Source organism: Mycolicibacterium madagascariense, from assembly GCF_010729665.1.
In the GTDB taxonomy this organism is placed as follows: domain Bacteria; phylum Actinomycetota; class Actinomycetes; order Mycobacteriales; family Mycobacteriaceae; genus Mycobacterium; species Mycobacterium madagascariense.
Map to the genome: position 1 here is coordinate 989,106 of NZ_AP022610.1, position 19,057 is coordinate 1,008,162.

Sequence of the window (19,057 nt, forward strand, 5' to 3'; positions counted from 1 at the left end):
CCGCTACCCCGACCAGCCGACTGCGTTCGACTCCGATCCCACGGCCGCAGCCGAATGCTCCAGCTCGCCATCGACACCGACGCCGTCCTGCTACCGGCGCACTTTCCGGGTCGCCGCGCTGCCCGAATCACCAACGATCAACACGGCTTCGGTATAGGAGACTGGGTGACCGTGCCGGACTGACCCGCAGGCACCACCACTCGCCAACGTGGCGGGATCTGTGCCAAACGTGACGCCAAGCGTGGCCGATGACGACCTCTGCACCGAGATCATTGAGACCTCGAGACAAGACCGCCACTCACCCGCTGGGGATTGCAGGGCGTTCGGCAAAGGAGCACGAGCCATGCCATCGGTATTCATCACCGGCGCCAACCGCGGCATCGGACGCGCGATCACCACGGAATTCGCCAAACGCGGCTTTCGCGTGGTCGCTACCGCCCGTAATCCCGACACGCTGGCCGATCTCGACGTCGACCAGCGGTTGGCTCTCGACGTCACCGACGACGACAGCGTGAGTGCGGCGGTGGCTGTGGCCGGCGACATCGATGTGCTGGTATCCAACGCCGGCGTCATCTTCTACGCGGCCGTCGAGGCGACGCCGCCGGCGGAACTGCAACGATTGTTCGACCTCAACACGGTTGGTGCCATCCGGGTGGCCCAGGCCCTGCTGCCGGGGATGCGCGCCCGCGGTGCCGGTCGGCTGTTGTTCATGTCCAGTGTGGCCGGACGCATCGTGCTGCCACCGGGTGCGGCGTACGCGGCGACCAAGTGGGCGCTGGAGGCTCTGGTCGAATCGCTGGCAATCGAGTTGACGCCCTTCGGGGTTCACGCCGCCCTGCTCGAGCCCGGTGCCGTGAGTTCAGGCGCGCTCGACGACGTCACCACCTACACGCTGCCCGATGACCCGTACGCCGGTCTGCTCGGCGGCGGGGGAGCCCGCACCGACCAGATGACCCCAGAACAGGTGGCCGCCGCCGTGGTCGACGCCGCGCAGCTGCCCGAGCTGCCGCTGCGCATCCCGATCGGGCCGTCGGCGACCACGATCCTGGCAGCGCGGCGAGCGGCCCCGGACGACGCCCCATTCGACGTCACCGGGCCACGATGAGTTCACCGATTCTCGTCACCGGCGCTACCGGTCGGCACGGTAATACCGGCGAGCACCTGGTCGGGCGCCTCCTGGCGGCGGGCCGGTCGGTACGGGTGCTGGCCCGCGGACACAACCCGCGCACCCAGCACCTGGCCGTCCTCGGCGCCGAGATCGTCATCGGGGATCTCGGCGATCGGCGTAGCCTGGTGCCGGCGCTGCGCGACGTCGACCTCGTGTACTTCGTGTACCCGATCAATGCCGGTATCGTCTCGGCCGCCGCGAATTACGCTGCAGCCGTTCGGAAAGTTGGGCGGCATCCCCGCACCGTGGTGATGTCCATGGGGCCTGCCCATCCAGAACATCCCAGCGCGCTCGGCCGCGCCCAATGGTTGGCCGAGCAGGTCTTGGACTGGGCGGGTTTGGACCTCACCGTCTTGAGGGTGGCCGCCCTCTTTCACGAGAACCTTGCGGTATTGCACGCCAGGACGATTCGCGACGAGCAAGTGATCCGCAATTGCTTCGGAGCGGACCCGGTCCCGTGGATCGGCGCTCGCGACGTCGCCGATCTCGCGGCGACCGCTTTACTGCACCCCGAAGGGTTGGGCGTCGGCCCCGTGCACCATCTCGCCGGTGCTGAGGACCTCAGCCACCTCGACATCGCCGACGCGCTGACCGAATTACTCGACATTCCGATTGAATTCGCCGACATCACCGAGGCGCAGTGGCGCGACGATCTGATCACGCTGGCGAATTCAGACACCACCGGCGCACTCAATACCGCCATGGCACAGCATATCTCGGCAGTCGCGAGCCAAATTGCTCGCGGCGGCGGACCAGCGATGAGTTCGGACCCCGACAGACTGCATCGGCTCATCGGCCACGCCCCAGTGACCATGCGCGAGTTCCTGGCGACCAACATCGAAGACTTCCGTTCGGTTCGGCTGGTCAGGTGAACAGAACCGGGAGCCTTGCCACGTCAAGCTGCAGAACGCGGGAGTCGCCGAGGGTGGCCCCAACTGTGAGTGAGCCGACCAACCATGACTGCGGAGCCTCTCACCTGGTGCCGTCGTATCGGCGTTCGGCGAGCGCACGCGACACGCCGGGTTCTGGTCCGACGGAGTTGGCATCGCCCGCGGGAACGTCGGACCGACGCAGTCGCCGGGGCCGAGCACGCCAGAGCCACAGCTGATCGCCAAGCCATCTGCGGGCCGCTCTGCCCTCGCCGCCCTCTGCAGCAGAAACCGTTCCCACGGCGCGCATCGTGCCGATCAACGCTCATAATGGGGAGTTTCGCGTGCCACTCGTCATCCAAACCCGCTTCGCCACCGGCGTGGCCATGGTGGGAGCCACCGCCCTCATCGCCGCCCCCTTGGCGCCGTCGACTCCCGCCTTTCGCCCACCAGACAGCCACGCCGCCACCGTTCTGGTGGCCGCCGAAACTCCCATCGACAGCGCCGCCTATGCGGTGGCGAAGACCTTGGTCGCTCAGTTGCCGGCCCTCACCACCCCAGCTCAAGCGCTCAGCGACTTCGGGGTGCTGACCGAGTTTCTCGTCAGCACCGCGAATAGCTACATCCAGTCCTTCGCGGGCGCTCCGCAGGCCATCATCACCGCTGCAGGTCAGGTCGTGAACGGCGATGTCAACGGCGCGTTCACCACGCTGGAGGGAATCCTGTTGACGCCGACGTTCAACTTGGCCCTTGATGGCTCGCTGCAGAATGCGGCCGATACGGCGGCTGACCTCATACCGTCTGCACCCGTCGCCAATGTGGTGAAGGCGCTGCCGAACATCGTCGTGACCGCCGCGTTCCCGCTGTTGTTCACCTACTCCGATGCTCGGGTCAACGTGGTGAACGCCGTCTCCGCGGTCGTCCATGCGCTGTCGACCCTGAACCTTTCGGGTGCGCTCAGAGGGATCGCGACGGGGTTGAACACCATCACCAGCAACCTGGCCAGCGACGTGTTCGGTGACGGCGGTGTCGTCAGCGGCTTGGGACAGGCGCTCCAGCAGATCATCTCCGCGGCGTTCCCCCCGCCCGCGGCCACCCTCGCCGGCACAGCTACCACGAAGACGCTGGTAGCCAAGACCGATCACCTCTCGACGGACACGGTCGCAACCTCCATCACGGCGGCACCGACGACCCAGAACTCCACTGGTAGAGCGGCAACCAGGCCCCACCTGAGCAGCACTAAGACCTCGACCACGAGGGCGTCCAACGACACAGACGGCAAGACGTCAACGAACTCGACCACGGACGCGACGAAGACCTCGTCGTCAGGCGAAACCGGGAACGATGGCGGCGACACGTCCGCCTCAGGCAAGGACTCCCGGATCGCCAGAACCAACAAGGGCGGAGGCGAGACGAAGAGGCACGCAGGCGTTTTGGGCCGCGCGCACGCCGAAACGAGTGCCACTCATACGGATTGACCTTGTCTCACCAAATCGCACGACACGGCACCCCTGGGCGCAGCCCGTCGGTCCAAGGGCTACGGCCGGATCAACGAGATCGTTCACGGGCGATCCCCGTCGACACGGACATGGCCTTCGTCGACATGCAGGCGCACTACGACGCCGGGATTGTCCGAGAAAAGGTGGCGGACAGGCTATCTGCCGTCGAGCGGATAGCCTGACCGGCGACCTGGCTTGCCCGTCAGCAGCGCCCGCCAGGCCCTGCACCCGGCCACGGTGCCGGGATGGCGGGGTTGTCGGGCGACGGCGGGCACACGCGACCGCACTGCATGCCACCGAACCCGAGCACGGTGACGTTGGCGCAGTGGTCGTAGCTGCCGTCGCTGTAAGTCTGTCCGTCGCAATAGTTTCCGCCACCCCAGGGTGACCAGCCGCCCTGACAGTTCGGCATGGCACTGGCCGGCGCGGCAGCGCCGATGTACGAGCCGACGAGCGCAAGCGTCCCGATGGTCACCTTCAGTCCGGTCGTGGAGAATGTCTTTGGCATGGAGCGTTCCTTCTACGTTTCGGGCAGCCGCGATGGCGCTACCCGTTGTCGATGACAGAGCCGCGAGCTCAACTCCCCGATGGAGTCGCGGCGGCTTGAGGCATGCGCGGAGCATGGGCAACGCGCGCATGTGACGGGAGTGAGCGAGCCGCGGAATCACGTGAACTCCGCCTGCCGCCACTCGGCAAATAGACATCGCCAGGCCCGCCACGGTGGCGTCGACGAAGCGATGCGTCGTACGAAAATAGTTAGCTCTGAGTCAGCTTTCCTCCCCCGAAAGCAGATACGCCGAGTGATCGGCGTCCGTGATGAGTATCACAGATGGATCACAGGCCGTCAATATTTGGCGTAACTGAATTCGCGTAGTGCTGCTATAGCGAAGCGCTGGGATTCCTATCGGCAGTGGTGAAGCGAGTAGACGCCGCGTCGTACGATCCGTCAGCAAACAGAGATGCCGCTGTCGACCCGTTGCTGACGCATCCGCCGGCCGCGCCCTCGTAGGCGTCCGGCTCGGCCGGGGGTGTTGACAACACCAGTGATCCCCATGAGCAGGATGTTTGCTAGCGTGACTCCTGTGGTGTCATGGGACTGCTGTGAATCATGGTGACCACGAGGCGTCGCACGACCCGCGCCCACGCGACACGCAGCGGCAATGAGGGGTGGACGGTTCCAGCACGCCTAGAATCTGCGCTGGCTGGCCGATGGCCTGGGAGGCGACGTGGTGCCGGACACCGGAATGCGAAGGGCCCGTTGGTCGTCCCGGCGGCTGACGCTCGCCGCCTGCGTCGTCGCGATGCTCTCGGTCGGCGCGTTCACTGTGCCCAATCTGCACACGCAGGTGCTCGTCTCCGGCGTGGCCGTGCCCGACGCGTCGATCGGTACGTCCGACGAGGACCAGATTCGCATTGTCCTACAAGCGATCTCCGACGCCTACAACCGCAAGGACGTCCGCGCCGCGCAGGACAGCCTCTGCGCTCGGTCTCGCAGTCAGTGGAGTCCGCAATTGGAGAGGGTGTGGATGGCGTACCGTCTGCGCCACGGTGCCATGGAATTCACCATCCGCAGCGTCGAGGTGACCGGTGTCGTCGCGCGCGTGACCGGTACGCAAACCTATTTCAACGACGTTGTGCCGCAGAAGTTCACGGCCGAGATGGGACGTAGCCCCAGCGGGTGGCGAATGTGTTCGTCCACCTGAGCCCGCGCCGGTCCTACTGACCGTGTCGAATCGTGCTGGACGGGATGGCCCGCTGCTTGCGCGCCGACGACGACGTGGGCGACATCTTGTTGGCGATGACCGACCAGTTGACCGCACACCGGGCGGCGATCTCGGCCAGTTGAGACTGCCGGTGACCGGGAACGGCCGCGAGCAGTGCGGCGACGTCGACGTCCTCCACCATGTGAAGGTGCAACCAGCGCAACAGTTCTCGGCCCGCATCGGTCATTCGAATCGCGGGATCCCGCGACAACGACGCCACCAGGGGCCGCACCTCGGTGCACGAGGTCTCGGATATCCGCGGTGGGGCGGGGGGCGGCGACGGGGGAGTCGACGCGACGGCATGGCGCGCCGGGATTGCGGCCGACGAGGTCACCGCTCTCCTGCTGGAGCACTTCGTCGGATCGTCTCCGCGCAACATTCGGTTGCGAACGTCCCGCACGGTGTTCGGCGAGATGCCCGCGTGCTTGGCGACCGTTCGCAGCGAGCTCTGCGGATGGGCCGTGAGGTATTCCGCCGCCGCGAGTCGGCCGGCCGCCGCGTCGACGGGCCGGACCCGCCCGTCGCGGCCCGTTCGGCTGTCCAGCTTCGGCACCTCGTCGGACGTGCACCGGATCATCTTGATCGTCTTGGCCGACAGCCCCACCAGTCGCGCGATCGCGCGGTCGGACCAATGGGGATGGAACTGGACGATCCTGGCGGCCGCCCGCCGGCGGTCCTCCATCGACAGCGGCAGCCCGTTGCCGAGGTTTACCGCGACCGCCGTCACGAAGGCCGACTCGGTCGAGCCGTCGAGGAGTATTGCCTCGATCATGTTCTCGCCCTTGGCTTGTGCCGCGCGAACGCGGTGGAAGCCATCGATGATCTGCATCGACGGCCGATGCACCAGGATCGGAGGCAGCCGCGCCTCGCATTCCATCAGCAAGGCCGTGTGTTCGACGTTCTCACCCTGGCTGCGCGGAGACTCGCCAAAGCTGAGCGAGCCGATCTCCACCATCTGAGGGGCACCCAGGGTGACGTCGAGATGCGACAACTCGGAGCACCGAATGGCGAGGACGGTGTGGAAGTCGTCAATCGTGGACATGGCGGTACCTAACTGCCGCCCCGGTTGGCGGCACGTGACCTCGGGCGCCGACGGGCGCGATGGGTGGGTGGGCGACGCGGGTACCGGGTTCACCGCGCACCGATCCGCTCTGGTTCCGCGTAGTGCTCCAGAAAGCCGGTGTCGTGGTCGTTGGCCTGCACCCTGGGATGGGTGAGTACGGAGTGCACGTAGGACGACGTCGTCGAAATCCCGTCGACCCGGATCTCGGAGACCGCGCGGCGCGCGCGGTGCAGGGCTGCGTCACGGTGGGAATCCCAGGCGACGACCTTCGCGATCAGCGTGTCGTAGTAGGGCGAGACGACGGACCCCGTCGTCACCCCGTCGTCGACGCGGACTCCCGGTCCGCCGGGCCAGCGCACGTCCCGCACCGTGCCCGGGCTGGGTGCGAACCCCACGGCGGTGTTCTCGGCGTTGATGCGTGCTTCGATCGCATGCCCCGTGCAGGTGACCTGGTGCTGCGCGACGCCGAGGCGCTGCCCGTCGGCGATGAGCAACTGCTGGCGGACGAGATCGATCCCGGTGACCATTTCGGTGACGGGGTGCTCGACCTGCAGACGGGTGGTCATCTCGATGAAGTAGGCCGCCTCGCGCCCGCGGTCGTAGAGGAACTCGACGGTCCCGACGCCCCGGTAGTCGCAGGACTGTCCGAGTCGCACGGCGGCGGCGAGCATGTCGGTGCGGACGGCGTCGGGGAGTCCGGGGGCGGGCGCCTCCTCGACGATCTTTCGACCGCGGCGCTGCAGGGTGCAGTCGCGGTCGAAGAGATGGACGACGTCGCGTCCGTCGCCCAGGATCTGGACCTCGACGTGACGCGCCGCGTCGACGTACCGCTCGAGGTACACGGTGGGGTCGCCGAACGCGGCGCTCGCCTCGGCCATCGCGACCCGCAGCTCGGGGCGTAGCCGATCGGGCGTCGGCACGATGCGTATCCCACGGCCGTCGCCACCCGCCGCGGCCTTGATGAAGACGGGGTAGCCGATGTGCGCCGCCTGTTCCTCGAGGTCGGCGTCGGGGTCGATCGCCGCTGCGCTGCCGGGGAGAACGGGGACGTCCGCCGCCACCGCCGCCGCGCGCGCCGACACGTTGTTGCCCATCAGGGCGATGGTGTCGGGTCGCGGGCCCACCCAGGTGACTCCGAGTGCCTCCACCGTGCGCGCGAACGTCGGGTCCTCGGACAGGAAGCCGTACCCGGGATGGACCGCGTCGGCACCCGAACGTTCGATCGCCTCGACCATCGCGGGAACGTTCAGGTAGCTCTGGCACGCCTGCTCCGGACCGATGGCCACCACCCGGTCCGACAGCTGCGCCGCATAGCCCTCGTGGTCGGCCTCGCTGGCGCCCAGCACCGTCTCGAGGCCGAGGTCATGGGCGGTGCGGATGATGCGCACCGCGATCTCGCCGCGGTTGGCGATGAAGAGGCGCTTCACGTGTCGGCCCGCACCACTGCCACGACGCTGCCGGCCCGCACTTCGCTGCAATCGGCGACGGTGAATCGTTCGACGATCCCGCGGGCGGTGCTCTTGACCTCACTGAACTGCTTCATGATCTCGACCAGACCGATGGGCTCGCCAACGTCCACCACGTCGCCCTCCGAGACGTACGGCGGCTTGCCCGGGCCGGGATGTCGATAGAAGACCCCGGGGAGCGGAGTGGGGACCTCGTGCTCGGGCATGTCCTCGTAGCTACCTTTCCTCGAACGAATTGCGGCCGCAGCGCCTGCGTCGGACGGTCGACGGATCTTTGCGATGTGAGCGCGCTCTTGCGAGTAGCACCACGTTATTTCGTGCTGACAGGCGACGGCTACCGTGCATTTGCCCGAAATAAGTGAGTAGCCAGCGGTGCACTCGCCCCTAGACTGGACCCATCGCACCAGGGAAACGTGCAGGCTTGGCAAATTCGGTCAAGTTACCTAACCAGGGGTTTCGGAGGAGGCGACGGTGCAGCTGCACGATCTGCTTGGCAATCCCGGTCTCGAAATCCGTCTGAGGACTGCCACCAGTGCGATGCGGCTGCGTAGGACCGTCACGACGGTCGCGGCGACCGAGCTGATGGACCCCTCGGCGTACCTGGAGGGCAACGAACTCGTCACCCTGGCGGGCATCGCCATGAACTTCCAGGACGTGCGTACCTGGGAGGCCTACGTCGAACGCCTGGCCGCGGTGTCGATCGCCGGCATCGTGTTCAACTCCGGCGTGGCGCACGCCGACGTCCCCAACGGGCTGGTGCTGGCCGGAGACGAGCTCGACATCCCGGTCTTCGAGGTCGCGCACCCCGTCAACCTCCTGCAGGTGCACCGCCTGGTGAACGACATCCTGAATGCGGAGGGCAGTCAGCTGCTCCGGACGTCGCTGCAGCTGGCCGATCGATGTGCCGAGTTGGAGGCCGCGGGGACGACCGTGCTGGAGCTGCTGGAACAGATCCGGCAAGTGCTCGACGGCGAAGTGGGACTCGTCGACGGCCAGGGCCGGCTGGTCGCCAGTCAGCCCCCGTCGATGGCATGGGGCCCGTGCGGGTCCGGCGCGCCCGCCGAGGACGGGTCGTCCGAACACGTGCGCCTGTTGAACTCCGTGCGCGGGCGCGGCAGCTTCTCCATCGTGGTGCGGTCGGCCAAGAGCGCGTCCACGATCGACGCGCTGCTCGGGCCGGTGGGGTCGATCGTCAGCCTGCACCTGAACTCGACCGCCGAGCAGTACACCGTGGAGAACGACCGCATCATCGCCTTCATCGAGCAGATGCGCCAGCCTCAGGGCGACACCCTTCGGCAGACGAAGAAGCTCATGCGTCTCGCCGGCTTCGACACCGCCAAGCCGACCATCGTGGTCACCACGCGGACCGGGCCCGACCGCCACGATGCGTGGCGCATGCGCCTGCAGTTCGTCGATCTCTTCCCCGCCCTCGGGGTGGCCGAGTCGGAGGACTACGTCTTCCTGATCGGGCAGGGCTTCGGCGACGGCAGTCTCACCACGAAGGAGGTGCTGCATCGGCTCAGGGAGACGGCGCCGCGCCGACCGGCCATCGTCACCGCGCCGATGCCCGACCTGCAAAGCCTGCGCACCGCGATGCTGGCCTCGCCGCTGCAGTTGCTCCGCACGTCCGAACCCGTCATCGGCCGCGGTTTCGACATCTCGTCGGTGCTGGCCACCGCGTTGAACGCCGGTGGCGTCGATCAGGCCATCAACTTCCTGCGTCCGCTGGACGTCTACGACAAGACCGCCGACTACGAGCTGATGCGGACGTTGCGGGCCTACCTCGACGCCGACGGCAGTCCGAGCAAGACCGCGGCGGCGCTGTTCATCCACCGCAACTCGCTGCTGTACCGGCTGAACCGGATCAGCGAGCTGCTCGGGGTCTCGCTGCGGACACTCGAGGGCAAGACGGCGTGCGCCGTGGCGCTGGCCATCTGGGACATGCAGCAGGCGAGCGCGGAGATCAGCCGCACCCCGTTGGAGCGCAGACACCCCCTGCCCGTCGCCACGGCGGCTGCTGCGCTCGGGCCACCTGCACTACGCTGACGAGGCACGTCCCGTGGCAAGGAACCCGGCGCGAATCCGGGGCGGTTCCGCCACTGTGACGATCGCGAACACGCAGGTGCCCGCGGTCGAAGCCAGATACTGGTCTCGGGACATCCGAACGATGAGGGGCGCGAACCCCGAGTAGGAGCCCTGCCGATGTCCACGCCCGTTTCCCCGACACCGCGCGTCGCGTTGCTGTCGACCTCCGACACCGACCTGCTGTCGGCACGCGCCAGCGGTGCGCACTTCAGTTTGGGCAACCCGGTACGCCAGGAACTCGAGCCGCTGATGGCCGACGCTGCCCTCGTCGTGCTGCGGGTGCTCGGCTCCTCCGCGGAGATCGCGTCGGAGCTCGCGGTGTTGCGCGGCAGCGGTCTGCCGATGGTCGTCCTCGGCGGCGAGCGGCAACCGAGCGCAGAGCTGATGGAGTGCTCGACGGTGCCGATGGGCGTCGCCGCGCAGGCGCACGCGTACCTCGCCGAGGGCGGCCCGGACAACCTCGCCCAGATGCACGCGTTCCTGTGCGACACGGTGCTGCTCACCGGCGTCGGCTTCGAGGAGCCGGTGGTCATTCCGGAATGGGGGATGGCCGAGCGTGAGGAGACCGACCGACTGCGGGTCGGCGTGCTGTACTACCGGGCGCACGAGATCAGCGGCAACGCCGGTTTCGTCCATGCCCTGGTCGACGCCATCGATGCGACGGGCGACGCCGTCGGCGTGCCGGTCTTTGCGTCCTCGCTGCGCAGCGCCCCGCAGGAACTGTTCGACGCGATGGGCACCCTCGATGCCCTGGTGGTCAGCGTGCTGGCCGCAGGCGGATCGAGGCCGTCGGGTGCGAGCGCAGGCGGCGACGACGGCTCCTGGGACATCGAACGCATTGCCGCCCTTGACATTCCGACTCTGCAGGGGCTGTGTCTGACCTCGTCGCGGGAGGACTGGCTGGCCAGCACCGACGGCGTCACGCCGCTGGACTCGGCCACCCAGATCGCGATTCCCGAGTTCGACGGACGCATCATCACCGCACCGTTCTCGTTCAAGGAGATCGACGACGACGGGCTGCCGCACTACGTGGCCGACCCCGAGCGGTGTGCGCGGGTCGCGGGGATCGCCGTCAACCATGCCCGGCTGCGCCGCATCCCGAACGCGGAAAAGAAACTGGCCCTTGTCCTTTCGGCGTATCCGACGAAGCACTCGCGGGTGGGCAACGCCGTGGGTCTGGACACCCCGGCGTCGACGGTGCGGCTGCTGCACCTGCTGGCCGATCAGGGGTACGACGTGGGCGACGGCTTCGGCGTGCTCGACATCGACGACGAGACCGAGGCCGGCGACCGGTTGATCCACACGCTGATCGCCGCGGGTGGCCAGGATGCGGACTGGCTCACCAGCGCCCAGCTGACCGACGCCCACGTCACGGTGACCGCCGAGCAGTATGCGGAGTGGACCGCGCACCTGCCCGCCGGCCTGCGCGACGCCATGACCGAGGCATGGGGCCCGGCGCCGGGCTCGCTATTCGTCAACGATCGCCAGGAGCTCGTACTGGCGGCGCTGCGGGCGGGCAACGTGGTGTTGATGATTCAGCCGCCCCGCGGTTTCGGCGAGAACCCCGTCGCGATCTACCACGACCCCGACCTGGCGCCCAGCCACCACTACCTCGCCGCATACCGTTGGCTGGAGCGGGGTTTCGGCGCTCACGCCGTCGTGCACCTCGGCAAGCACGGGTCGATGGAGTGGCTGCCCGGCAAGAACGCCGCACTCTCGGCCGAGTGCGCGACGGACGCGACGATCGGCTCGCTGCCGCTGATCTACCCGTTCCTGGTCAACGATCCCGGCGAGGGCGCGCAGGCCAAGCGGCGGGCGCACGCCACGATCGTCGACCACCTCATCCCGCCGATGGCGCGGGCCGAGACCTACGGCGACATCGCGCGGCTCGAACAGTTGCTCGACGAGTACGGCAACATCGCGTCGATGGACCCGGCGAAGCTGCCGGCCATCCGCGGCGAGATCTGGAATCTCATGCGGGCGGCGGAGATGCACCGCGACCTGGGCCTCGACGACCGACCCGACGACGAGGAGTTCGACGACTTCCTGCTGCACGTCGACGGTTGGCTGTGCGAGATCAAGGACGCGCAGATCCGCGACGGTCTGCACGTGCTCGGCGGTGCGCCGCAGGGCGAGGCCCGCGTCAACCTGGTGCTGGCCATCCTGCGGGCGTCGCAGGTGTGGGGCGGACGCGATCACGCGGTGCCGGGTCTGCGGGCCGCCCTGGGCCTGAAGGACGACGCCGCGACGACCGCGGTCGACGAGATCGAGTCGCGCGCACGGCATCTCGTCGAGGCGATGGAGGCGGCCGGCTGGGACGCGGCTGTCGCCGAGACGCTGCACGACGACCCGGACGTCCAGCAGGTGCTGCGATTCGCCGCCACGGAGGTGATCCCGCGCCTGGCGGGCACCGCAGGTGAGCTCGACGCCGTCATCCGCGCGCTGGCAGGCGGTTTCATCCGCCCGGGCCCGTCGGGGTCCCCGCTGCGTGGCCTGGTGAACGTGTTGCCGACGGGCCGCAACTTCTACACCGTCGACCCTCGCGCGGTCCCGTCCCGGCTGGCCTGGCAGACCGGGCAGGCGATGGCGGAGTCCCTGGTGCAGCGCTACGTCGACGACACGGGTTCCTACCCCGAGTCCGTCGGTCTGTCGGTGTGGGGGACCAGTGCGATGCGGACCTCGGGTGACGACATCGCCGAGGTACTGGCGCTTCTCGGCGTGCGCCCCGAATGGGACGAGGCGTCCCGGCGCGTCAGTCGGCTGGCCGTCGTCTCGCTCGACGAGTTGGCCAGGCCGCGCATCGACGTCACGGTGCGCATCTCGGGATTCTTCCGCGATGCGTTCCCGCACGTGGTGTCCATGCTGGACGACGCCGTGCGGATGGTGGCCGAACTCGACGAGCCGGACGACCAGAACTTCGTCGCCGCCCACGCCAAGGCCGACCTCGCCGAGCATGGTGACGAACGTCGTTCCACGACAAGGATATTCGGCTCCAAGCCGGGATCGTATGGGGCGGGCATCCTGCAGGTCGTCGAGGCGGGCACGTGGCGTGACGACAAGGACCTCGCCGAGGTGTACACGGCGTGGGGCGGTTTCGCGTACGGTCGCGGTCTCGACGGGGCGGCGGCCGCCGACGACATGCGCACCAATTACCGCCGGATCAAGGTGGCGGCCAAGAACGTCGACACCCGCGAGCACGACATCGCCGACAGCGACGACTACTTTCAGTACCACGGCGGCATGATCGCGACCGTGCGCGCGTTGACGGGCTCGGATCCCAAGGCCTACGTGGGGGATTCGACGACACCCGATGCGGTGCGCACCAGGACGCTGTCAGAGGAGACGGCGCGGGTGTTCCGGTCGCGGGTGGTGAACCCGCGCTGGATCTCCGCGATGCGGCGGCACGGCTACAAGGGTGCCTTCGAACTCGCCGCGACCGTCGACTATCTCTTCGGGTTCGACGCCACCGCGGGCGTCGTGCAGGACTGGATGTACGAGAAGCTCGCGCAGGAGTACGTGCTCGACCCGACCACGCGCGAGTTCCTGGACACGTCCAATCCGTGGGCACTGCACGGCATCGTCGAACGGCTGCAGGAGGCCGCCGACCGCGGGCTGTGGGCCGATCCGTCGGCGGACACCCTTGCCGCGCTGGCGCAGGCGTACCTCGAGGTGGAAGGCGACCTGGAGGACCGCGACCGCGGAACCGTGCGGCAGTGAGCGTGGTGCGCGTGCGCATCCTCGGCGTGGGGATGGGACCGCAGCACGTGACCCCCGAGGTCGCCGCGGCGCTGCGGACCGCCGACTACGTGCTCGCCGCCGACAAGGGTGGGGACGACGAGCTGCTCGCGTTGCGCCGCGAAATCCTGGTTCGGCACGCGGAGTCGGTGCCCATGGTCGCGGTGCGAGATCCGGCGCGGGATCGGTCTTCTGGTTTGAGTACGGTGGGTTACGTTGGCGCCGTGGCTGATTGGCATGACGCGCGGGCCGCTGAGTATGCCTCCGTGCTCCGCGAGCGCGGCGGGACCGCGGCGTTCCTGGTGTGGGGTGACCCGTCGCTGTACGACTCGACGATTCGGATCGTCGAGAAGATCCGCGAGCTCGGGGTGCCGGTGGAGTTCGACGTGCTGCCCGGCATCAGCGCGCCACAGGTGCTCGCAGCCAGGCACCGCATCGTGCTGCACGAGGTGGGCCGGCCGGTGCACGTGACGACGGGCCGACGGCTGCAGGAGGCCGTCGCGGCCGGGCAGGACAACGTCGTCTCGATGCTGAACCCGCCGCCGGAGCGGCTCGACCTGACCGGGCTCGACGACTGGACGGTGTGGTGGGGCGCCAACCTGGGGGCCGCCGGGGAGCGGCTCGTCGCGGGCACGCTCGGCGAGGTATGGCCCGCCGTGGTCGAGGCACGCGCGGCGGCCAAGGCCGAGGCCGGCTGGGTGATGGATCTGTTCCTGGTGCGGAGACCCAGCTGATGGGCGGTCTGCTGGTGGCGGGCACGACCAGCGATGCGGGCAAGAGCGTGGTCACCACGGGGCTGTGTCGGGCGTTGGCGCGGCGGGGGATCGCCGTGGCGCCGTTCAAGGCGCAGAACATGTCGAACAATTCGATGGTGTGTGGTGACGGTGTCGAAATTGGTCGGGCGCAATGGATTCAGGCGTTGGCCGCGGGGGTGGTGCCGGAGGCTGCGATGAATCCCGTGCTCCTCAAACCGGGGAGCGATCGGCGCAGTCACGTCGTCCTGATGGGTAGGCCGTGGGGCGAGGTGTCGTCGTCGGACTGGGTGGACGGCCGTCGTCCGCTGGCGACCGCGGCACATGCGGCGTACGACGACCTGGCCAGCCGGTTCGACGTAGTGATCGCCGAGGGGGCGGGTAGTCCTGCCGAGATCAACCTGCGTGCAGGCGATTACGTCAACATGGGGTTGGCGCGCCACGCCGGGTTGCCGACGATCGTCGTCGGTGACATCGATCGCGGTGGCGTGTTCGCGGCGTTCCTGGGGACCGTCGCGCTGCTGTCGCCGGAGGATCAGGCGCTCGTTGCGGGATTCGTGGTCAACAAGTTTCGTGGTGACCTCGATCTGTTGGCGCCAGGTCTGCGCGATCTGGAACGCGTGACCGGTCGGCGGGTGTTCGGCACGCTGCCATGGCATCCCGACGTGTGGCTGGACTCCGAGGATGCGCTGGACCTCTCCGGGCGGCGGGCCACGGTGTCTGGGGCCCGGCGGGTTGCGGTGATCAGGCTGCCGAGGATCAGCAACTTCACCGACGTGGACGCGCTCGGTCTGGAACCCGACGTCGACGTCGTTTTCGTCTCGGATCCGCGTGCACTCGTGGACGCCGACCTGGTGGTGTTGCCCGGTACCAGGGCCACCATCGCCGACCTGGCGTGGCTGCGGTCACGCGGACTGGACCGCGCCGTGGTGGCGCACGCCGCTGCGGGCAAGCCGCTGCTGGGCATCTGCGGGGGATTTCAGATGCTGGGCAACGTGATTCGCGATCCCGACGGCGTCGAGGGTGCCGCCGCCGAGGTCGACGGGCTGGGGTTGCTCGACGTGACGACTACGTTCGCCGCCGAGAAGGTGTTGCGGCTGCCGCGCGGCGATGGGCTCGGTGTGCCCGCCTCCGGATACGAGATTCACCACGGGCGCATCACGCGCGGCCCCGGTGTCGACGAGTTCCTGGGCGGGGCCCGTGCCGGTTCGGTATTCGGCACCATGTGGCACGGGTCGCTGGAGGGTGACGCGCTGCGAGCGGCATTCCTGCGGGAGACGCTGGGGCTCGACCCTTCGGGAGTGAGCTTTCCCGCGGCCCGTGAGCGTCGGCTCGACCTGCTCGGCGAGCTCGTCGAGACGCACCTCGACGTCGACGCGCTGCTCGAATTGGCTTCCTGCGGTGCGCCGCGCGATCTGCCCGTCCTGCCGCCGGGCGCGCCGTGACGAGGGTCCTGCTGCTCGGCGGCACGTCGGAGGCGAGGGCCCTGGCGGCTCGACTGATCGCCGACGGCGTGCCCGTGACCAGTTCGCTTGCTGGTCGGGTAGCGAAGCCACGGATGCCCGTCGGGCCGGTCCGTGTCGGCGGGTTCGGCGGGGTGGCCGGGCTGCGGGCCGCGCTCGCCGACTTCGACGCCGTCGTGGACGCCACGCATCCCTTCGCTGCGACGATTTCGGCCAATGCCGCCGCGGCCTGCGTCTCGACGCCCCTGCTGCGGTTGGAACGGCCGGGCTGGGCGGATCGTGCTCGCCCGTCGTGGCATTGGGTCGACACCCACGAGAGGGCTGCTGCCGAGGCGGCGCGACTCGGTGGGCGGCCCCTGCTCACCACGGGGCGCCAGCAGCTGGCGCAATTCATTCCGGCCCTGCGGGACAAGGCCGTGCTGGCGCGCGTCGTCGACGAGCCCGACGTGGTGCTGCCGTCGGGGTGGCGGGTGCTGCGCGATCGCGGCCCCTACGACCTGCCCGGCGAGCTGTCGGTGTTTCGCGATCACGGCGCAGACGTGTTGGTCACCAAGGACTCTGGCGGCGAGTACACCTGGCCCAAGATGGCGGCCGCCGAGCAGCTGGGGGTGCCCGTGGTGATCGTCCGTCGGCCGAGTGCGCCGCCGGACGTGCCGGTGGTGTCCGCGGTGGATGATGCCGTGGCGTGGGTACACGCGTTGTCCTCTCGTCACTAGAACGGTGGCGGGTCTGAGTCATGTTGCATGGCTTCGTATTCGGCGTTCGGAGCGGTGGGGTGGTCGGTGTCGAGTGCTCTTTGGTTCGCTTGGCGTTCGGCGAGGGCGCGGTGGCGTCGGTCTTGTCTGCGGGTGGCGCGTCGGGTGGGCATCTTGAGTCCGTTGGCGGGCCGTGGTGGTGGCGGGTGGGCGGTGATGGGTGCGGTGGGTGCGCACAGTTGGGGGAAGTCGGTGTGGCTGCCAGGTGTGGTGGTGTGGGTGCGTCCGTCGGGGGTCGTCCAGATGACGGTGCCGTCGGGGAGCTGTTCGTCATGCCAGCCGTTCCAGAAGGTTTTGAGCAAATGATGTTCACGGCAGAGGCATTTCAGGTTGGAGGCAGCGGTCGGCCCGTAGGGGTAGGGGATGGTGTGGTCGATGTCGGCGGTGCTGGCCGGTTTGGTGCAGCCGGGGTAGCGGCAGGTTTGGTCGCGGCATCGGATGAAGTCGGCGAGTGTGGGTGAGGGGCGGTAGCGGGGTTCGGGGGGCGCTTGGCCGGGGTGCACGATGACCGAGATCGTGGCCCCGGTGGCGGCGCGGCGGGCGATGGCTCCGGGCAGCACGGTGCCACTGAGGTGGCCGCCGTCGAGGAGGGTGGCGGTGGGCAGGCTGCTGAAGTGTTCGGGGTGGGGTCGGGGGGTGAACAGTTCGGCCCAGGTGAGTTGGGTGAGGGGTTTGTCGTAGAGCGGGGGTGGGGTGCCGTCGAGGTCGGCGCATTCCTGTTCGGGGGTGATGAACGGGATCGGGGTGCGTGGGGCGAGCTCGGTGACGGTGGTGGGGTGGGGGGTTGTGGGTTCGGTTGCGGCGGCGGCGTTGTCGGCGGTGTCGTCGCGATCGATGTCGCCGTCCGCGGGGTAGTCGACCGTGGCGTCGTCCACCGTGGTGTCGTTGGCGACGTCGTCCGTGTCGGTAACGTCGTCGGTGGAGGTGAACCCGGCGCCAGAGTCATCGCCGCCCGCGTTGGTGGGGGCGTTGGAACGGGGGTGCGTGTTGGTTGCGGCGGGTTCGGGCTCCTCCGCCGGCTCCGGGTCGGTTGACGCCGAATCGGTGTCAGCGTCGACCATGGCGTCGGTGTCGTCCTGACCGGTGGACGGGTCGGCACTCGCCTCGGCGCGGAGGTCCGCGGTTGTGGGCTCGGTCTCGATCGCCGAATTCGGCTCTGCGGAGGCGTCGTCGGTGTTGAGGGCGATCGCGTCGTCGTCGTCCTGAACGGTGGACGCCTCGGCGCGGTGGTCGGCGGATGTGGGCTCGGTCTCCATCGCCCAATTCGGCTCTGCGAACGCATCGTCGGTGTTGAGGTCGACCGCGTCGCCGTCGGCGTCCTGATCGGTGGGCGCGTTGGTCCTCGACTCGGCGTCGACGTCCGCGGGGGCGGGGTCGACGGTCGACTCCGGTTCGGTCGGTGCTTTGTCGGCTGTGTCGGTGGCGTCGTGGGGCTCGGCCTCGGCCTCGGGCACGTCGTCGGTCTCGTCCTCGCGTTCGGGCTCGACCTCGGGGTCCGCCGGTGCATCACCGCAGGGCCCGCCGCCCGGGGGCACCACCGGCGGGAGATCAGAGGGGCCGTTGCCGGTGATGGTGTCGGGGTGGGCGATGAGGTGGATGACGACCCCGGTGGACGGTGGGCGCAGGTAGGCCTCGCAGTCGGGGCGTTCGCACAGGCACGCCAGGCGGTCCTGGCCGTAGGACAGCGCCCCGATGGCTTCGGAGCGTAGTTGGTCCTTGGTGCGCGGGTCCTGCGGGCACACGGTGTCGGCGAGGGCGTCCAGGCGGGCGGTGAAGGCGGCGCCGTCGGTGGCGAACAGGCTGGCATAGAGCTGGGCGATGCCGGTCTCGTCGTCGATGGTGACGTCCACCCGGCGGCCCTGCGCGCGGGTCTGGGTGCGGTGCACCGCGGCGGGGTCCAGGCGCCAGATCTCGGCGTCGATGGCCTTCTGCGCCCGGTAGACCGAGGTGGGGTAGTCGGTGCTGGTGAACCGTGCACTCAGGGCGATGTCGAGGGCCTCCCAGACGGCGGGGTCGATGACCGCCGAGGCGCGGGTGGTGATCAGCCGCACGATCGGATAGCTCAGGCGTCCGTCGGTGAACAAGGCTTCCAGGCGGGGGAAGCGTTCGCGCAGGGCCAGGGCGACGAGCAGGGTCGCCGACACCGAGCGGGTGGTGAGGCGTTGGGCGGCGCCGATGTGGGCGCACACCGCGCTCCAGTTGTCGATGCACCATTGGTCGCGATCGACCGATCCGTCGGCGGACATGGCGGCCTCGAGCATGGTTCGCATGGCGTGCAGGCGGTGTGCGCAGGCGGCGTTCTCCACCCGGGTCCACAGTTCGACGGCGACGGGTCCCTGCGCGCAGAGCGCCGTGGTCACCAGAGTGTCGAACACGTGTTCGAGTCTATGGCGTCCCGTCGCACCCCGACAGCACCAATCCTCGGGCCTGTGGATGGAT

14 protein-coding genes are annotated in these 19,057 nt (G+C 68.7%); 9 read left to right on the forward strand and 5 right to left on the reverse strand.

The window, feature by feature from the left end; translation table 11 throughout:
• The first annotated feature begins 343 nt into the window (after positions 1-343).
• The 3 genes from G6N60_RS04660 to G6N60_RS04670 all read left to right on the forward strand — a co-directional run bounded on the left by G6N60_RS04660 (position 344) and on the right by G6N60_RS04670 (position 3,515).
• Complete coding sequence (locus G6N60_RS04660; RefSeq protein ID WP_163733220.1) at positions 344-1,105, forward strand: SDR family oxidoreductase; 762 nt, start codon at positions 344-346, stop codon at positions 1,103-1,105.
• Positions 1,102-2,040, forward strand: coding sequence for an NmrA family NAD(P)-binding protein (locus tag G6N60_RS04665; RefSeq protein WP_163733223.1), 939 nt, complete (start codon positions 1,102-1,104; stop codon positions 2,038-2,040). The genes G6N60_RS04660 and G6N60_RS04665 overlap by 4 nt, the downstream gene beginning before the upstream one ends.
• Positions 2,041-2,381: 341 nt before the next feature.
• Positions 2,382-3,515 carry a hypothetical protein gene (locus G6N60_RS04670; RefSeq protein ID WP_163733226.1) on the forward strand — a complete coding sequence of 378 codons (1,134 nt, stop codon included), beginning with the start codon at positions 2,382-2,384 and terminating at the stop codon, positions 3,513-3,515.
• A gap of 223 nt (positions 3,516-3,738) precedes the next feature.
• On the opposite strand, the gene G6N60_RS28260 is transcribed toward G6N60_RS04670, so the two are convergent.
• Positions 3,739-4,044, reverse strand: a complete 306-nt coding sequence (locus G6N60_RS28260) for a hypothetical protein (RefSeq protein WP_179969641.1) — start codon at positions 4,042-4,044, stop codon at positions 3,739-3,741.
• Positions 4,045-4,762: 718 nt separating this feature from the next.
• Between G6N60_RS28260 and G6N60_RS04680 the strand changes: the two genes are divergently transcribed.
• On the forward strand, positions 4,763-5,239 hold the full coding sequence (locus G6N60_RS04680; RefSeq protein WP_163733229.1) for a hypothetical protein: 477 nt from the start codon (positions 4,763-4,765) through the stop codon (positions 5,237-5,239).
• Positions 5,240-5,252: 13 nt separating this feature from the next.
• Here the strand turns inward: G6N60_RS04680 and G6N60_RS04685 are convergent, their stop codons facing one another.
• From G6N60_RS04685 to G6N60_RS04695, 3 genes are all read right to left on the reverse strand, one after another.
• The gene (locus G6N60_RS04685; RefSeq protein ID WP_163733232.1) at positions 5,253-6,341 is read right to left on the reverse strand and encodes a ParB/RepB/Spo0J family partition protein; all 1,089 of its coding nucleotides are present in this window, start codon (positions 6,339-6,341) and stop codon (positions 5,253-5,255) included.
• 89 nt (positions 6,342-6,430) lie between these two features.
• Positions 6,431-7,789 (reverse strand): acetyl-CoA carboxylase biotin carboxylase subunit, encoded by a 1,359-nt coding sequence (locus G6N60_RS04690; protein WP_163733235.1) that lies wholly within the window; start codon positions 7,787-7,789, stop codon positions 6,431-6,433.
• Positions 7,786-8,034, reverse strand: a complete 249-nt coding sequence (locus tag G6N60_RS04695) for an acetyl-CoA carboxylase (RefSeq protein ID WP_163733240.1) — start codon at positions 8,032-8,034, stop codon at positions 7,786-7,788. The genes G6N60_RS04690 and G6N60_RS04695 overlap by 4 nt, the downstream gene beginning before the upstream one ends.
• A gap of 265 nt (positions 8,035-8,299) precedes the next feature.
• On the opposite strand from G6N60_RS04695, the gene G6N60_RS28845 reads away from it, so the two are divergent.
• The 5 genes from G6N60_RS28845 (at position 8,300) to G6N60_RS04720 (ending at position 16,579) form a co-directional block, all read left to right on the forward strand.
• Complete coding sequence (locus G6N60_RS28845) at positions 8,300-9,874, forward strand: helix-turn-helix domain-containing protein (protein WP_163733244.1); 1,575 nt, start codon at positions 8,300-8,302, stop codon at positions 9,872-9,874.
• Between the two features lie 156 nt (positions 9,875-10,030).
• Positions 10,031-13,630, forward strand: coding sequence for a cobaltochelatase subunit CobN (gene cobN / locus G6N60_RS04705; protein ID WP_163733247.1), 3,600 nt, complete (start codon positions 10,031-10,033; stop codon positions 13,628-13,630).
• A gap of 5 nt (positions 13,631-13,635) precedes the next feature.
• Entirely contained in the window at positions 13,636-14,382 is a 747-nt protein-coding gene (gene cobF, locus G6N60_RS04710) for a precorrin-6A synthase (deacetylating) (RefSeq protein ID WP_163743460.1), read from the forward strand.
• Positions 14,382-15,845: a cobyric acid synthase gene (locus G6N60_RS04715; RefSeq protein WP_163733250.1), complete on the forward strand. Its 1,464-nt coding sequence runs from the start codon at positions 14,382-14,384 to the stop codon at positions 15,843-15,845. Before cobF ends, G6N60_RS04715 begins: the two co-directional genes overlap by 1 nt.
• Positions 15,842-16,579 carry a cobalt-precorrin-6A reductase gene (locus tag G6N60_RS04720; RefSeq protein ID WP_163733253.1) on the forward strand — a complete coding sequence of 246 codons (738 nt, stop codon included), beginning with the start codon at positions 15,842-15,844 and terminating at the stop codon, positions 16,577-16,579. The genes G6N60_RS04715 and G6N60_RS04720 overlap by 4 nt, the downstream gene beginning before the upstream one ends.
• Here the strand turns inward: G6N60_RS04720 and G6N60_RS04725 are convergent.
• Positions 16,576-18,993 carry an HNH endonuclease signature motif containing protein gene (locus G6N60_RS04725; protein ID WP_163733256.1) on the reverse strand — a complete coding sequence of 806 codons (2,418 nt, stop codon included), beginning with the start codon at positions 18,991-18,993 and terminating at the stop codon, positions 16,576-16,578. The two genes, G6N60_RS04720 and G6N60_RS04725, sit on opposite strands and share 4 nt — an antisense overlap.
• Positions 18,994-19,057 lie beyond the last annotated feature (64 nt).

Coding starts and splice junctions, on each gene's coding strand:
- G6N60_RS04660 (WP_163733220.1), top strand. CDS start 344: ATGCCATCGGTATTCATCACCGGCGCCAACCGCGGCATCGGACGCGCG.
- G6N60_RS04665 (WP_163733223.1), top strand. CDS start 1,102: ATGAGTTCACCGATTCTCGTCACCGGCGCTACCGGTCGGCACGGTAAT.
- G6N60_RS28260 (WP_179969641.1), bottom strand. CDS start 4,044: ATGCCAAAGACATTCTCCACGACCGGACTGAAGGTGACCATCGGGACG.
- G6N60_RS04685 (WP_163733232.1), bottom strand. CDS start 6,341: ATGTCCACGATTGACGACTTCCACACCGTCCTCGCCATTCGGTGCTCC.
- G6N60_RS04695 (WP_163733240.1), bottom strand. CDS start 8,034: ATGCCCGAGCACGAGGTCCCCACTCCGCTCCCCGGGGTCTTCTATCGA.
- cobN (WP_163733247.1), top strand. CDS start 10,031: ATGTCCACGCCCGTTTCCCCGACACCGCGCGTCGCGTTGCTGTCGACC.
- G6N60_RS04715 (WP_163733250.1), top strand. CDS start 14,382: ATGGGCGGTCTGCTGGTGGCGGGCACGACCAGCGATGCGGGCAAGAGC.